Origin of the sequence: Polynucleobacter necessarius, assembly GCF_900095215.1 — a bacterium.
Lineage (GTDB): Bacteria > Pseudomonadota > Gammaproteobacteria > Burkholderiales > Burkholderiaceae > Polynucleobacter > Polynucleobacter necessarius_H.
In genome coordinates this window covers 396,327-411,072 of the sequence record NZ_LT606949.1, presented here as the reverse complement: position 1 = coordinate 411,072, position 14,746 = coordinate 396,327, and the positions used below count along the sequence as shown (strand labels likewise).

Annotated in this window: 15 protein-coding genes and 2 pseudogenes; 5 read left to right on the top strand and 12 right to left on the bottom strand. The window is 46.4% G+C overall.

The window, feature by feature from the left end; translation table 11 throughout:
• The first annotated feature begins 218 nt into the window (after positions 1-218).
• The 4 genes and pseudogenes from DXE35_RS02370 (at position 219) to DXE35_RS02355 (ending at position 4,031) form a co-directional block, all read left to right on the top strand.
• Complete coding sequence (locus tag DXE35_RS02370) at positions 219-998, top strand: sulfite exporter TauE/SafE family protein (RefSeq protein ID WP_114689449.1); 780 nt, start codon at positions 219-221, stop codon at positions 996-998.
• Entirely contained in the window at positions 995-1,723 is a 729-nt protein-coding gene (locus DXE35_RS02365; RefSeq protein ID WP_114689448.1) for a phosphoadenylyl-sulfate reductase, read from the top strand. Before DXE35_RS02370 ends, DXE35_RS02365 begins: the two co-directional genes overlap by 4 nt.
• 41 nt (positions 1,724-1,764) lie before the next feature.
• Positions 1,765-2,688: pseudogene (cysD, locus tag DXE35_RS02360) on the top strand (sulfate adenylyltransferase subunit CysD).
• On the top strand, positions 2,688-4,031 hold the full coding sequence (locus DXE35_RS02355) for a sulfate adenylyltransferase subunit 1 (protein WP_114689447.1): 1,344 nt from the start codon (positions 2,688-2,690) through the stop codon (positions 4,029-4,031). The pseudogene cysD and the gene DXE35_RS02355 overlap by 1 nt, the downstream one beginning before the upstream one ends.
• 66 nt (positions 4,032-4,097) lie before the next feature.
• On the opposite strand, the pseudogene DXE35_RS02350 reads toward DXE35_RS02355, so the two are convergent.
• The 12 genes and pseudogenes from DXE35_RS02350 to uvrB all read right to left on the bottom strand — a co-directional run.
• Positions 4,098-4,322, bottom strand: a pseudogene (locus DXE35_RS02350) (carboxymuconolactone decarboxylase family protein); the annotation flags it as partial.
• Positions 4,323-4,465: 143 nt separating this feature from the next.
• Positions 4,466-4,684, bottom strand: coding sequence for a YgaP family membrane protein (locus tag DXE35_RS02345; protein ID WP_114689446.1), 219 nt, complete (start codon positions 4,682-4,684; stop codon positions 4,466-4,468).
• A 16-nt stretch (positions 4,685-4,700) separates the two neighbouring features.
• Positions 4,701-5,018, bottom strand: coding sequence for an ArsR/SmtB family transcription factor (locus tag DXE35_RS02340; RefSeq protein ID WP_114689445.1), 318 nt, complete (start codon positions 5,016-5,018; stop codon positions 4,701-4,703).
• 200 nt (positions 5,019-5,218) lie between these two features.
• Positions 5,219-5,608: a surface-adhesin E family protein gene (locus DXE35_RS02335; protein WP_114689444.1), complete on the bottom strand. Its 390-nt coding sequence runs from the start codon at positions 5,606-5,608 to the stop codon at positions 5,219-5,221.
• Between the two features lie 45 nt (positions 5,609-5,653).
• Positions 5,654-5,992: an ISC system 2Fe-2S type ferredoxin gene (gene fdx, locus DXE35_RS02330; RefSeq protein ID WP_114689443.1), complete on the bottom strand. Its 339-nt coding sequence runs from the start codon at positions 5,990-5,992 to the stop codon at positions 5,654-5,656.
• 38 nt (positions 5,993-6,030) lie between these two features.
• On the bottom strand, positions 6,031-7,896 hold the full coding sequence (hscA, locus tag DXE35_RS02325) for a Fe-S protein assembly chaperone HscA (protein ID WP_114689442.1): 1,866 nt from the start codon (positions 7,894-7,896) through the stop codon (positions 6,031-6,033).
• 27 nt (positions 7,897-7,923) lie between these two features.
• Positions 7,924-8,463, bottom strand: coding sequence for a Fe-S protein assembly co-chaperone HscB (gene hscB / locus DXE35_RS02320; RefSeq protein WP_114689441.1), 540 nt, complete (start codon positions 8,461-8,463; stop codon positions 7,924-7,926).
• A complete protein-coding gene (gene iscA / locus DXE35_RS02315) occupies positions 8,429-8,752 on the bottom strand; it encodes an iron-sulfur cluster assembly protein IscA (protein WP_114689440.1) in 324 nt (107 codons plus the stop codon). Before iscA ends, hscB begins: the two co-directional genes overlap by 35 nt.
• A 12-nt stretch (positions 8,753-8,764) precedes the next feature.
• Positions 8,765-9,151, bottom strand: a complete 387-nt coding sequence (gene iscU / locus DXE35_RS02310) for a Fe-S cluster assembly scaffold IscU (RefSeq protein ID WP_114689439.1) — start codon at positions 9,149-9,151, stop codon at positions 8,765-8,767.
• A gap of 32 nt (positions 9,152-9,183) precedes the next feature.
• Positions 9,184-10,443, bottom strand: a complete 1,260-nt coding sequence (locus DXE35_RS02305) for an IscS subfamily cysteine desulfurase (protein WP_114689438.1) — start codon at positions 10,441-10,443, stop codon at positions 9,184-9,186.
• Positions 10,444-10,473: 30 nt separating this feature from the next.
• On the bottom strand, positions 10,474-11,043 hold the full coding sequence (locus DXE35_RS02300) for a Fe-S cluster assembly transcription factor (RefSeq protein ID WP_114689437.1): 570 nt from the start codon (positions 11,041-11,043) through the stop codon (positions 10,474-10,476).
• 122 nt (positions 11,044-11,165) lie between these two features.
• Positions 11,166-13,349, bottom strand: a complete 2,184-nt coding sequence (gene uvrB / locus DXE35_RS02295; RefSeq protein ID WP_114689436.1) for an excinuclease ABC subunit UvrB — start codon at positions 13,347-13,349, stop codon at positions 11,166-11,168.
• A 164-nt stretch (positions 13,350-13,513) separates the two neighbouring features.
• On the opposite strand from uvrB, the gene DXE35_RS02290 reads away from it, so the two are divergent.
• Positions 13,514-14,713, top strand: a complete 1,200-nt coding sequence (locus tag DXE35_RS02290; protein WP_114689435.1) for an amino acid aminotransferase — start codon at positions 13,514-13,516, stop codon at positions 14,711-14,713.
• The last annotated feature ends 33 nt before the right edge of the window (positions 14,714-14,746 follow it).

The window sequence follows — 14,746 nt, the reverse complement described above, 5'->3', positions numbered from 1 at the left end:
AGATATTTACCAAGGAATCGCAATGTCACCCGTACGAGAGCACTTCAACCCAGTTATTACCGGTTGATTGCGCGAACATGACCGCCTGCCTCACGACAAAGTTGGAGAGCGCAAGAGTTTCCAGCGTCAGATTCTATTTCTCATGAATGCGATAAAGCTTGAAGAATTTGAGCAATCATTTGTTTAATCAGAGAACCAAATCATGATCAAATTTTTTTATAGATTCCTCACAATTTATTCTTTCTGGCGAGCTCGTTGGCCTCTTAGTTGGCATGACTGGCGTTGGTGGAGGCTCGCTAATGACTCCGTTGCTCACCATTATTTTTGGTGTAGCACCAACCACTGCAGTAGGAACTGATCTGGCATTTGCAGCAATCACCAAAGGTTTTGGCACTGCTGCCAATAGACTTCATGGAACTGTTCGCTGGGATATCGTTCGACTACTTTGTGTAGGTAGCCTCACTACTGCAGTTCTGTCAATCCTCATACTCAAGTATGTTGGACCAGTTTCAAAAAATTTCAATCACTTAATTAGCATTTCAATTGGCATCTCTGTTCTATTAACAGCAGCATCCTTATTATTTAGAGCACAGATTGTGAAATGGGTTCAAGATAATCCAGGATTCCTACCAAGCGGGACAAGCTTAAAGCTTGCAACTATTCTTGTCGGGGCTGTAATTGATGTATTAGTCACGGTTTCCTCAATTGGTGCCGGCGCCATTGGTGCAACCCTCATATTAGTACTCTACCCCCACCTTAAACCCGCTCAAGTAGCCGGCACCGATATTGCATATGCAGTGCCACTAACTGCGCTAGCCGGAATTGGGCATTGGTGGCTTGGTAATGTGCACTTCGATTTGCTGTTTGGTCTGTTACTTGGATCGGTGCCCGCAATTTGGTTGGGTGCAAAACTCTCTAGCACTCTATCTGAGCGTGCAACGAGAACAACCCTTGCAGCAACCCTGTTTTTAGTTGGGATTAAATTAGTCTCCTCATGATCGCTCCAGAATTTTGGTCAATACCACCAAGCACCCTCACCCCTGCTCGGCTTGCTGAAAAGTCTGTCGTTTTAAAACAGCGTTTGGTGGATATTTCTAGTCGATTCTCTGATGTTCGCTTCGCAACCAGTCTCGCGGCAGCAGATATGGTGGTGACTGATGCGATCAGTCAAGCAAAGGCCAAAATCAAACTATTTACCTTAGCCGCTGGTCGCCTCCATCAAGAAACCGTGGACATGGTCAAAACCACTGAAGATCATTACGGCGTATCCATTGAAAAAGTCTACCCAGAAGAAAGCGATGTTCAAGCATTCGTAGATCAATACGGCATGAATGGTTTTGACGATGGCGAAGAACCAAAAAAAGCTTGCTGTGGCGCGCGCAAAATTAAACCCCTGAACACGGCATTGCTCGGCGCGGACGCTTGGATTACAGGACAACGACGCGAACAATCTACCACTCGCACCGAACTCAACTTAGAAGAGTTGGATGATGCACGAGGCATCGCGAAGTTCAATCCTTTGTTTGACTGGAGCGAAGCTGATATCTGGGCTTACATCAAACAAGAGAATGTTCCGATTCATCCGCTGCATCTGAAGGGCTACCCCAGCATTGGCTGCGAACCCTGCACCCGTCAGGTGAAGAAGGGTGAAGATATTCGCGCTGGTCGCTGGTGGTGGCTACAAAGCGATAGCAAAGAATGCGGTCTCCACGTTAATAAATAAAACAAATTCATCATTAAAACTTAGTAGAAATAACTTCCAGAATGTCAGAACAAAAATTACTTGATGATCACTTGGATTGGCTTGAAGCTGAATCAATCTACATCATCCGCGAAGTGGTAGCGCAGTGCTCCAACCCAGCCATGCTGTTCTCTGGCGGAAAAGACTCTATTGTGATGTTGCACTTAGCGCGCAAAGCTTTCCAGTTTGGTGATCGCCCTATAAAGCTGCCATTTCCGATTTTGCATATTGATACAGGCCACAACTACCCAGAAGTCATCGCCTATCGCGATGCCGTAGTGGAAAAGACCGGCGTCAAATTAATCGTTGGTCATGTTGCAGACTCCATCAAAAAAGGCACTGTTCGCTTACGTAAAGCAACCGCTTCGCGCAACGCCGCTCAAGCAGTGACCTTGCTCGAAGCCATTGCCGAATATGAATTCGACGCCCTAATGGGCGGCGCTCGTCGCGATGAAGAAAAAGCCCGCGCAAAAGAGCGCATCTTCTCGTTCCGTGATGAATTCGGCCAATGGGACCCTAAAGCGCAACGTCCTGAGCTCTGGAACCTCTACAACGCCCGCATCGCCAAAGGCGAAAATATGCGCGTGTTCCCAATTTCCAACTGGACTGAGCTTGATATTTGGCAATACATCGCTCGCGAGAATCTCGAGCTCCCAAGTATTGATTACACACACCAGCGTGAAGTGGTAAAGAAAAAGAATTGATTGGTGCCAGTAACCGACGTTACGCCAAAGGCAACTGACGATATCAGCGAGATCCTCAGTGTGCGATTCCGCACCGTAGGTGATATCAGCTGCACTTGCCCAGTACTCAGCACCGCGGCCACCCCTTTAGAGATCATTGCCGAAACCGCCATCACCGAAATCACGGAGCGTGGCGCAACTCGCATGGATGATCAAACCAATGAGGCCTCCATGGAGCGCCGCAAGAAAGAAGGTTACTTTTAATGACCACCAATCAAAATCAAAACGTCGTTCGTTTCATTACCGCTGGTAGCGTAGACGATGGTAAGAGTACTTTAATTGGCCGCTTACTCTATGACACTAAGTCTATTTTGGTAGACAAATTAGAATCCCTCTCCAAGACTAAGCATGCTCGCGTCACCTCCTCTGATGCGGGTGTTGACTTAGCCATTCTAACTGATGGTCTAGAGGCTGAACGCGAACAAGGCATCACCATTGATGTGGCCTATCGCTATTTCTCCACGCCAAAGCGCAAGTTCATTGTTGCTGACGCCCCCGGACATGAGCAGTACACCCGTAACTTGGTTACTGGCGCCTCCCAATCTGATGTTGCCGTGATCCTCGTAGATGCAACCCGCGTTGATCTCAACGCCACTCCCGAAACCCTGCTGGCGCAAACCAAGCGTCATGCAGCTATTGTTCACCTTCTAGGTTTACGTCACGTGGTATTTGCCATAAACAAGATGGACATATATGAGTTTGATGAGAAAGTATTTAATGCCATTAAAACATCCATTGAAGATCTCACTCAGAAGATTGGCCTACCTAAACCAACATTGATTCCAATCTCCGCATTGCTTGGCGCCAATGTCGTTACTGCCAGTACAGATACACCTTGGTATAAAGGGCCTACCCTCTTGCAGTGGCTAGACAGCTTGAATACCAGCCCTCAGTCTGAAAAGTTAGCACTTCGCTTCCCAGTGCAATATGTGGCTCGTCAAGATGGCAGCGTTTCCGATGACTTCCGTGGCTACCTTGGCGAAATCGAGTCTGGCAGTATTCGTCAAGGACAAAAAATCCAGGTATTGCCAGGGGGCTCTGAAGCTACAGTTGCAGAAATCTATCTAGGCAACCGCTCCAACCGAAAACAAACCAACGACAGCAATGCGGTTGGTTCAGCCGAGACAGGTCAAGCTGTTGCCATTCAGCTATCTGAGGACATCGATGTTTCACGCGGCTCTCTATTTATTAGCACTGAAGACAGTAAACCGCCAGTCCTGAGCAAACAATTATCTGCCGATTTATGCTGGTTAGACAGCGAGCCACTCTCATTGAGTCGGAAGTACGCTTTACGTCACACCACCAATACCGTTGGCGCAAAGGTGAAGAATATTCAACGAGTCTTGGATGTGCAAACACTATCACAAGCAAGCGATGTGCATACGCTATCCACCAACGAAATTGGTCGCGTTAATTTCATCTTGCAAAAGCCAATCGTTGCAGACTTGTTTGACCAATCACAGCGCACGGGCGCTTTCATCTTAATTGATGAAGCCACAAATCATACGGTTGCCGCAGGCATGATTCGTGAAGCGCTAGCGCAGTAAAGATGTATCGCTGATGTAAAAAAGCCTCGCAATGCGAGGCTTTTTCTTTTGCTGCAATAACTTTGTTTAGGCCTGTGCCTGTTCAAATGCACTTAAAGCATCTGCTGCATACATTAACGATGGGCCGCCACCCATATAAGTAGCCATGCCAAGCGTTTCTACTACCTCCTGCCTGGTGGCGCCAAGTTTAACTAAGGCTTGCGTATGAGAACCCGGGCAACCATCACAACAAGCGGCCACACCCAAAGCAAAAGAAATTAACTCTTTAGTTTTCTTATCTAGCACACCATCTTTAGTGGCTGCAGCTGCTCAGTCGCTAAAGCCCTGCATCACCTCCGGGGCATCAGCCCTTAATTTCGCTAATGAACCTGAGATATCTCTTGTGATTTGCTTGTAATCTTTTGGCATTTGAGTTTCCTTAGTTAAATAACTTGTTACTTACAGCAACCGCCACCGGTACAGTCAGAATCAGTGCCGCATGAATTAATGCCAAGAACCGGGTAAAAGGGGTAGAATCTAAACAAGCCGGTTGCCAGGGGCACAACACCGACCCAACCCCCAACACCAATCACACCACTAGCTGCCAAGCCAACCAACACCAAACCCACAGCGATGCGTAGAACGCGATCAATACTACCGACGTTACATTTCATTTGATTCGCCTTTAGGTTATTTCTTAGAAAACTGCTGGTACAAAACTTCGATAACTGCCAATGCTGATTCACTTCCTAGTGAATAAAAAATCTGTTTGCCTTCTCTGCGAGTGTTTACTAACTTTGCCACCCTTAATCTGGTCAGGTGCTGTGAGAGCATTGGCTGATGAAGATCCAATATCTCTTCCAACTGGCCCACGCACTTCTCGCCTTGACTGATTTCACAAAGCAACATCAATCGATCGCGATGATTGAGAACCTTCATCAGGAGACAGGCAGCATCTGCCGCACTCTTCATGCTTTTAAGGTCGATTTTTTGTTCTTTTGTAGCCATATACATTCTGTTTATTTACATTATGTAATTTAACATACTATTTATAAATAGGCAAAAGAAAAGCCACCCCGAAGGATGGCTTACAAGATTGTTTGGAGGCACTACCTAAAGAATGAACTACGAATTCATATTAATCCTTCTGCAAGCCACGCGCTTTCATACTTGCATGATTTAAGAGCTTAATGCTCTATTTTAGAGCGCTAGCCGAAGCTACAACCTATCTTCACCATATTTGCGACCAAACTGCCGGGCTCAGCATATTGCCCTTCAACGTCGTCTTGAGGAAATTTACCCAGGAAATCACCGTCCATATCCTGCTGACTGTAAAAAGAGTTTGATAGAGCAAATACACGTCGATTCTTGCAATCTACTCGCACAGTAGTCGCTTTTGATAAATAAGTATGGGAACCGAAGGATTGAGGCTGCCAGTAATTAATTACGTAAGTCATTCGAACGAAAGACCCCATTCGAACAATCGAGGAACTCTCAACATACAGACTACCTTCGTCACCAAAGCGGGCTACTTGTAACGGGTAAGCAAACAGGGTATTACTAATGAAGAGATTGGCGCAGAAAAAGATAAATCGCATTTTAATTTTGCCGATTACTAACTCCTCTTTATTTGCCTTAATTAGTTAATGCTTTGCTTTGGCATGATTGATTGAATACTTTGGGATTTCAATCACCAAATCCTGTTTACCCACAATGGCCTGGCAAGATAAACGAGACTGAGGGTTAAGGCCCCAAGCGCGGTCGAGCATATCTTCTTCATTTTCATCAGGAGGATTCAAGCTTTGATAACCCTCCTTCACAATCACATGGCAGGTACTGCAGGCACACACCATATCGCAGGCATGTTCAATTGGAATGTCATTCTCCAATAACGCCTCACAAATCGATGTGCCTGGAGCAACCTCAACAACCGCACCTTCAGGACAATACTCACTATGGGGTAATACAACGATTTGAGTCATGATTCTTTTCTATTGACGTTCTATTAGTATTTATTGAGTTAAATCTCAGCAACATGCTTACCGGATAAAGCTTTCTGAATGCTGGCGTTCATGCGCTTTTGCGCGAAGTCATCAGTAGCTTTGGCGGCATGATCCACCGCTTTACGAACAACCTCACCATCAGTCTCTTCATTCAAAATCTTTTGTAGTGTAGCCATCTCCTGATCAATAGCTTTCTGCTCTTCTGTATTGAGAAGAGCACGATCACTATCGAGAGCGGTCTGTACGGCATCTAGTAAACGCTGAGCATTAACCTCTTCTTCACGCAAAGATCTGGAAAGCAAATCCTCTTTTGCGGAGGCAAAGCCATCTTGTAGCATGCGAGTAATTTCCGCATCTGTTAAGCCATAAGAAGGTTTAATATCAATCGATGCTTTGACACCAGAGCCTTGCTCCATGGCACTTACAGAGAGAAGTCCATCGGGATCCACCTGGAAAGTCACACGAATGCGCGCAGCACCTGCAGCCATTGTTGGAATACCACGCAGCTCAAATCTACCTAGAGAGCGGCAGTCTTGAGCAAGTTCTCGTTCACCTTGCACCACCTGAATTGCTAATGCGGTCTGACCATCTTTAAAGGTCGTAAAGTTCTGCGCCCTGGAAACTGGGATTGGGGTATTGCGAGGAATAATCTTTTCAACCAAGCCACCCATAGTTTCGATGCCCAGCGATAGTGGAATGACATCCAATAGAAGCCACTCATCATCCTTGCTTTGATTACCGGCCAATAAGTCAGCCTGCATCGCCGCGCCCAACGCAACTACTTGATCAGGGTTTAAATTATTCAAAGGCTGCGTACCAAATAGCTCGCCTACAGCGCGCTGGACATTTGGCATACGGGTTGAGCCACCCACCATCACCACACCCTTAACATCTTCAGCCTTGAGGCCAGAATCACGCAAAGCTTTTTTACAAGCCATCAGAGTCTTGGTTACGAGATTCTGGGTAATTTCAAAGAATTGCGCCTGGCTAATACCGACATTCACTACCGTGCCATCATCCAGCGTTTCATGCACACGCGCTAAAGGGTTATGACTCAGTTGCTCTTTCGTATGCTTGCACGCTTGTAAGAGCGTTCGATGGTCATGAATCGATAATGGCGGAAGCTTAGCCTGCTCAATCACCCAGCAATACAAACGATGATCAAAATCATCGCCACCCAAAGCAGAATCTCCGCCAGTAGAGAGCACTTCAAACACACCTCTACTCATGCGCAATATGGAGATATCAAAGGTGCCGCCACCTAAGTCATATACGGCATAGACACCCTCAGAGGCATTCTCTAAACCATAGGCAATTGCAGCAGCAGTAGGCTCATTCAGCAAGCGCAAGACTTCAACACCGGCTAACTTAGCAGCATCTTTAGTTGCCTGACGCTGCGCATCATCAAAGTAAGCCGGAACAGTAATTACTGCGCCAACAATTTCATCGGAAACGGAATCTTCAGCCAACTGACGCAAGCGGGCCAAGATCTCTGCGGAAACCTCAATCGGACTTTTGTCACCAGCGACGGTTCTCAGCTTGAGCATTCCAGGCTGATCAACAAAATCATATGGAGCGCTTTCAATATGCTCTACATCTAGCAAGCCACGACCCATGAAGCGCTTCACAGAAACAATCGTATTTTTCGGATCAATCACCACACTCTCAAGCGCCTCAAAACCAGCTTGAGTTCTGCCATTGGGCAAATAACGGATTACCGATGGTAGTAATTCGCGGCCTTGCGCATCTGGCAAAACCTTGGGCAGTGCGTCACGCACAATAGCCACCAAAGAATTGGTCGTTCCCAAATCAATACCAACGGCAATGCGGCGCTGATGAGGTGCTAGCGATTTACCGGGTTCAGAGATTTGTAATAAGGCCATAGGCAATAGAGTTTAGCTTGAGTGGGGCTAGATTAGGGCCGCAATGGTGTCATCAAGCTCAACTGCAAACTTATCAATAAAAAGTAAGCCACGAAGTAATTCGGCAGCCCGCTCATAATTTTTGGCGCCATCAATGGCTTGAACGATTTCTGTAAGGATATCTTCTTTGGACTCTTCGACTTCAGCCATCAAAACCTCCAAAGCTGAAATGTTTTCCGCTTGCTCATCCAGACTTTCGCGCCATTCCATCTGTTTCATCAGAAAAGCAGCAGGCATTGCAGTATTGGTTTCCAATTTGGCATCAACGCCATGGAGTTTGCAAAGATATAAACCTCGTTGAATCGGATTTTTAAGCGTTTGATGTGCAGTGTTGGCCAAGGTCGCCATTTGCATGGCAATGCGCTGCTCCACATCGCTGCCACGAGCATAACGATCAGGGTGCACTTCCTTCTGAATCGCCAAGTAAGCCTGATCTAGATCAGGCAAATCGATATTGAATTTCTGATTTAATCCAAAGAAACGAAAGTAATCGTCAGACGCGGAAAGATTCACCACAACCACACTCATCTTTTACGTTTGGATTTTGAAACTTAAATCCTTCATTCAAACCCTCACGCACAAAGTCTAATTCCGTACCGTCTAAGTAAGCCAAGCTCTTTGGATCCAAAAATACCTTAATACCGTTTGACTCAAAAACCTGATCCTCTGCCGCAGGCTCATCAACATACTCAAGTTGATAGGCTAGGCCAGAGCAACCCGTCGTTCGAACGCCCAAGCGCAAGCCACAGCCCTTGCCGCGCTTTTCAAGATTACGGTTTACGTGTGCAGCCGCTTTATCAGTTAATGTAATTGCCATAGTTATGCCTACTTATTTCGCTGGATGCTTTTCTTTATAGTCCGCTACTGCTCCCTTGATAGCATCTTCAGCCAAAATGGAGCAGTGAATTTTTACTGGTGGCAAAGCCAATTCTTCGGCGATCAATGAGTTCTTAATCTCCAGCGCTTGATCTAAAGTTTTACCTTTAACCCACTCTGTTACCAATGAAGATGAGGCAATCGCAGAGCCGCAACCATAAGTCTTAAACTTGGCATCTTCAATTACGCCTTGGTCATTCACGCGAATCTGTAATTTCATTACGTCGCCGCAAGCTGGCGCACCAACCATGCCAGTACCTACGCTGTCGTCACCCTTTTCGAATGAACCAACGTTGCGGGGATTTTCGTAGTGGTCAATGACCTTTTCGCTATATGCCATGGCATTTCCTCTTTAATTTCTTTTATATAGTTTTAGTGTGCTGCCCATTGAATCGTACTGAGATCGATTCCATCTTTATACATTTCCCAAAGTGGGGATAACTCACGCAACTTAGCCATCTTCTCTTTCACCAACTTAATCGTGAAATCCACTTCTTCTTCAGTCGTAAAGCGACCTAAGGTAAAGCGAATAGAGCTATGCGCCAATTCATCATTGCGACCCAAAGCGCGCAATACATAAGATGGTTCTAAAGAGGCTGAAGTGCAGGCTGAACCAGAAGAGATTGCCAAATCTTTTAGGGCCATCAACATGGATTCACCTTCAACATAGTTAAAACTGATGTTCAGGTTATGAGGTACACGATGGTCCATATCGCCGTTGACATAAACCTCTTCGATGTCTTTTAAACCATTTAACAAACGATCCCGTAAAGCACGGATACGCTTGTTTTCTTCAGTCATCTCAACGCGAGCAATGCGGAAGGCCTCACCCATGCCAACGATCTGGTGCACAGCAAGGGTTCCAGAACGCATACCACGCTCATGTCCACCGCCATGAATCTGCGCCTCAATACGTATACGCGGCTTACAACGCACAAACAAAGCGCCAATGCCTTTAGGTCCATACGTCTTGTGAGCAGAAAAACTCATCAAATCTACTTTAATCTTCTCAAGATCAATCTCTACTTTGCCAGTTGCTTGAGCTGCATCCACATGAAAAATCACGCCACGTGAACGACATAAGTCGCCAATCACAGGGATATCTTGCACGACACCGATTTCATTATTGACATACATCACTGAAGCCAAAATCGTGCCCGGCTTCATCGCCGCTTCGAGTTGCGCAAAATCAATTAAACCATTTGGCAATACATCCAAGGAAGTCACTTCATAACCTTCACGCTCTAATTCACGACAGGTGTCTAAAGTTGCCTTGTGCTCAGTTTTTACGGTAATGATGTGATTGCCACGATCTTTGTAGAAGTGTGCTGCGCCTTTGAGTGCTAAGTTAATGCTTTCAGTGGCGCCGCTGGTAAAGACAATTTCCCTAGGATCGGCATGAATCAATTGAGCAACCTCTGAACGCGCCCATTCAACCGCCTCTTCAGCCACCCAGCCATAAGCGTGACTACGTGAAGCGGCATTACCAAACTGCTCGCGCAAATAAGGCGACATCTTCTCAACCACACGAGGATCAATCGGTGTTGTAGCTGAGTAGTCCATATACACCGGGAAGTGCTTAGGACTAAACATTGGAACCGGTTGTTGTGGCAAATCTTTTGGGGCGTTCATGGTTTATCTATCGGTAGGTATAATTCGTTATTAACTTTGGCGCGCTAGATTAAATACAGAATTTACTAGCGGCGCCTTAGGCGCTACTTCTTTTTTAGCTGCAAGCACTGCAGCAGGTTTATCCGCCTTGGAACTTTCAACCTTAATTTTCTTTTGACGCATGTCTTGAATCACAATGCCGCGCCCTTCTTGCTGCTGAACTAAATCTTTTAAACTCACTGAACTCAAGTAGTCAACCATTTTGGAATTGAGATTGCTCCAGAGGTCATGAGTCATGCAACGGCCATGATTTTCTTCGTCGGTATGACAGTTACCTTTACCGCCGCACTGGGTTGCATCGAGAGGCTCATCGACAGCGACAATAATGTCGGCCACACTCACCTCGGATGAAGGTCGGGCCAGGCTATAACCACCGCCAGGTCCACGAGTACTTGCCACGATATTGAAACGGCGTAATTTGCCGAACAATTGCTCGAGATAGGAAAGGGAAATCTTTTGTCTTTGGCTAATTCCGGCCAAAGTTACGGGGCCATGTATTTCACGCAGGGCTAAATCAATCATTGCGGTTACTGCAAAACGACCTTTGGTTGTAAGTCTCATATGTCACCTTGATAATGGAGTGTTATGGACAGCTAACAGTCGGTCGGGTATTACCAGACCATTCCACTTAACCTTACCATAAGACCCAGCAATCTGCTCGGGAATTATCCCAAAAATCCCTCTTACAAGCCAGGAATTAATGAATTAGACGCGTAGACCGAGTCCCTAGACCTGGCCCCGAAAGCCATTTCTTTCACATTAGTAAGTCTATCCCGGGTGCTGGCAGCCTTTTCAAACTCCAAATTCTTGGCTTCAGCATTCATTTGCTGCTCTAGGCGCTTGATTTCAGCCGCCAGATTCTTCTCGCCCATATCCTCATAGCGAGCCCGCTCCTGCTCAACTTGCATCTCCTGACGCTTCTCTTTGACGTCGTAAACGCCATCAATAATGTCCTTAATCCGCTTTTGAACCCCTTTAGGCTCAATACCATGCAGCTTATTGAAGGCAATTTGCTTCGTACGGCGTCTTTCGGTCTCCCCCATCGCCATGCGCATAGAGTCCGTGATCTTATCTGCGTACAAAATAGCTTTGCCTCGGACATTTCGGGCTGCCCGACCAATCGTCTGAATCAAACTGCGTTCGGAGCGTAAAAAGCCTTCTTTGTCGGCGTCCAAAATCGCGACCAATGAAACCTCAGGAATATCCAAGCCTTCGCGCAATAAATTAATACCAACCAAAACATCGAAAACGCCTAGACGTAAGTCACGCAAAATTTCTACGCGCTCTACTGTGTCGATATCCGAGTGCACATAACGCACCTTCACACCATTATCAGAAAGATAATCGGTTAATTGTTCAGCCATGCGCTTAGTCAACACGGTCACCAGTACGCGTTCACCCACTTTGACACGTGCATGAATTTGATCCAACAAATCATCGACCTGCGTGCTTGCTGGTAAGACTTCAATTTCTGGATCGACCAATCCTGTTGGTCTAGCCACTTGCTCCACCACTTGACCTTGATGCGTATTTTCGTAATCGGCTGGAGTCGCGGAGACAAAAATGGTTTGACGCATTTTCGTTTCAAACTCGGTAAATTTAAGCGGACGATTATCCATCGCAGAAGGCAAACGGAAACCAAATTCCACCAAGGTATGCTTGCGTGACTTGTCGCCGTTATACATCGCATTGAGCTGGCCAATTAAGACGTGGCTTTCATCTAGGAACATCAGGGCATCATTGGGCAGATAGTCCACCAGGGTAGGCGGGGACTCGCCTGGAGCGGCACCGGAGAGATGACGAGAGTAGTTTTCAATGCCTTTACAAAAACCCAATTCATTGAGCATTTCCAAATCAAAACGAGTGCGCTGTTCAAGACGTTTCGCCTCAACCAATTTTCCGTCTTTAACAAATTCATCCAAACGAGTACGCAACTCAGATTTAATTGTTTCAATCGCTTTCAAAACAGTGTCACGCGGAGTAACGTAATGCGAACTTGGATACACAGTAAAACGCGGAATCTTCTGCCGAATTTTTCCAGTAAGTGGATCAAATAATTGCAAACGCTCGATGACATCATCAAATAATTCAACCCGAACCGCTAACTCATTATGCTCGGCAGGGAAAATGTCAATCGTGTCACCGCGCACGCGAAATACACCACGCTTGAAATCGGTTGCATTGCGGTCATACTGCATCGCGATCAGGCGCATCAAAATATCCCGCTGACTCATTTTGTCGCCAGGACGCAATGTCATCACCATGCTGTGATAGTCGCCTGGATTACCAATACCGTAAATTGCCGAAACGGTGGCCACAATAATGACGTCGCGACGCTCTAATAGACTCTTTGTTGCGGACAAGCGCATTTGCTCAATATGCTCATTAATCGAAGAGTCTTTTTCAATAAAGAGGTCCCGCTGAGGAACATAGGCCTCTGGCTGGTAATAGTCGTAGTAACTCACGAAGTACTCAACCGCGTTTTTAGGAAAAAACTCCCTAAATTCACTGTAAAGCTGGGCAGCCAAGGTCTTATTCGGGGCAAAAATGATGGCTGGACGACCGGTTCTGGCAATCACATTGGCCATTGTGAAGGTCTTTCCTGACCCTGTAACCCCCAAAAGCGTCTGAAAAGTCAGTCCATCCTCAATGCCCTCAACCAGGGCATCAATTGCCTGAGGCTGGTCTCCTGCCGGCGGAAAGCGCTGATACAGGTAATAAGGGGAGTCAGGAAAGGTCACGAACTTGGCAGGATCTAGGTCGTGACCGACCTCGCCCAAAGGATCTACAGCCGAGCTTTTCTTCTCCGCTTTTACTTCAGATTTTGATCCAGTTTTAGGTAACTTAGGGAACATATCGGCTATCATTTATTTCATCCGTGAGATTTCTTCACAGCGAATTTTGTACAAACAATGATTTTGCCGTTTTTTCTTAGGAAATAGTTGCTTCTGGCCTCAAAAACCGAAAATTAAACTGAAGTTAACGTCAATTAAGAACAAACCCAGCCTAAAACCACCACTTTCGACCTCAAATGATCCTGTTTGCCTCAGTCCCATTTGCCCCTCAAGATCCTATTTTTGGCCTCACAGAAGCCTACGGTGCAGACCAACGCGCTGACAAAGTGAATTTAGGTGTTGGCGTGTATTACACAGACGAAGGCAAGGTGCCTCTTTTAAAAGCGGTGATTCAAGCGGAAGAGGCGATTGTTGCAAAGCACTCTCCACGTAGCTACATCCCTATCGAAGGTCCAAACCCCTACAACAGCGCAGTGCAAAAGCTATTGTTTTGCGCTGACTCTGCACCCATTAAAGATGGTCGTGTTGTTACCGCTCAATGTTTAGGTGGTACAGGCGCATTGCGCGTTGGCGCCGACTTTATTAAACGCCTGAACTTAAACGCGCCATGCGCTATTAGCAACCCAACCTGGGAAAACCACCGCGGCATTTTTGAATCCGCTGGCTTCGAAGTGCTTCAGTACACCTACTTCGATGGCAAAACTCGCGGTGTTGATTTTGATGGCATGGTGAAGTCTTTAGAGTCTTTCCCAAAGAACACTACTGTGCTGTTGCACGCTTGTTGTCACAACCCAACCGGCGCGGATATTACCGAAGCTCAATGGCGTCAAGTGATTGATATCTGTAAGAACAAAGGCTTGATTCCCTTCTTGGATATGGCTTACCAAGGCTTTGCGGTCGGGATCGAGCAAGACGGTATTGCGGTTCGCCTCTTCGCTGAATCGGGTATGTCCTTCTTGGTTTCCAGTTCTTTCTCCAAGTCATTCTCCCTCTATGGTGAGCGTGTTGGCGCCTTGTCTATCGTGACACAAAGTAAAGATGAATCTACTCGCGTACTCTCTCAATTGAAGCGTGTGATTCGGACAAACTATTCCAATCCTCCAACTCATGGTGCCGCCATTGCGGCCGCTGTTTTGAATTCGCCAGAATTACGCAAGCTCTGGGAAGATGAGTTGACGGAAATGCGTGATCGCATTAAAGCAATGCGTCATGGTCTTGTTGAAAAACTCGCTGCCGCTGGAGCAAAGCAAGACCTTGCTTTCATCGAGCAGCAACGTGGAATGTTTTCTTACTCAGGCTTAACAGCTGAGCAAGTTGAGCGCTTACAGAAAGAAGACGGCATTTACGCCCTCTCTACTGGACGCATTTGTGTGGCAGCCCTCAATACTAAAAATATTGATAAAGTGGCTAAAGCAATCGCCCGCGTATTAGCTTAATCCAAGCGTACCAAGCGGATATCATGAATTACC

Excerpts from the sequence above, each read along its gene's own strand:
- uvrB (WP_114689436.1), bottom strand. The coding sequence starts at position 13,349 with ATGATAGCCGATATGTTCCCTAAGTTACCTAAAACTGGATCAAAATCT.
- DXE35_RS02305 (WP_114689438.1), bottom strand. The coding sequence starts at position 10,443 with ATGAACGCCCCAAAAGATTTGCCACAACAACCGGTTCCAATGTTTAGT.
- DXE35_RS02365 (WP_114689448.1), top strand. The coding sequence starts at position 995 with ATGATCGCTCCAGAATTTTGGTCAATACCACCAAGCACCCTCACCCCT.
- iscA (WP_114689440.1), bottom strand. The coding sequence starts at position 8,752 with ATGGCAATTACATTAACTGATAAAGCGGCTGCACACGTAAACCGTAAT.
- iscU (WP_114689439.1), bottom strand. The coding sequence starts at position 9,151 with ATGGCATATAGCGAAAAGGTCATTGACCACTACGAAAATCCCCGCAAC.
- hscB (WP_114689441.1), bottom strand. The coding sequence starts at position 8,463 with ATGAGTGTGGTTGTGGTGAATCTTTCCGCGTCTGACGATTACTTTCGT.
- DXE35_RS02340 (WP_114689445.1), bottom strand. The coding sequence starts at position 5,018 with ATGGCTACAAAAGAACAAAAAATCGACCTTAAAAGCATGAAGAGTGCG.
- DXE35_RS02335 (WP_114689444.1), bottom strand. The coding sequence starts at position 5,608 with ATGCGATTTATCTTTTTCTGCGCCAATCTCTTCATTAGTAATACCCTG.
- DXE35_RS02345 (WP_114689446.1), bottom strand. The coding sequence starts at position 4,684 with ATGAAATGTAACGTCGGTAGTATTGATCGCGTTCTACGCATCGCTGTG.
- hscA (WP_114689442.1), bottom strand. The coding sequence starts at position 7,896 with ATGGCCTTATTACAAATCTCTGAACCCGGTAAATCGCTAGCACCTCAT.
- DXE35_RS02355 (WP_114689447.1), top strand. The coding sequence starts at position 2,688 with ATGACCACCAATCAAAATCAAAACGTCGTTCGTTTCATTACCGCTGGT.
- DXE35_RS02290 (WP_114689435.1), top strand. The coding sequence starts at position 13,514 with ATGATCCTGTTTGCCTCAGTCCCATTTGCCCCTCAAGATCCTATTTTT.
- fdx (WP_114689443.1), bottom strand. The coding sequence starts at position 5,992 with ATGACTCAAATCGTTGTATTACCCCATAGTGAGTATTGTCCTGAAGGT.
- DXE35_RS02300 (WP_114689437.1), bottom strand. The coding sequence starts at position 11,043 with ATGAGACTTACAACCAAAGGTCGTTTTGCAGTAACCGCAATGATTGAT.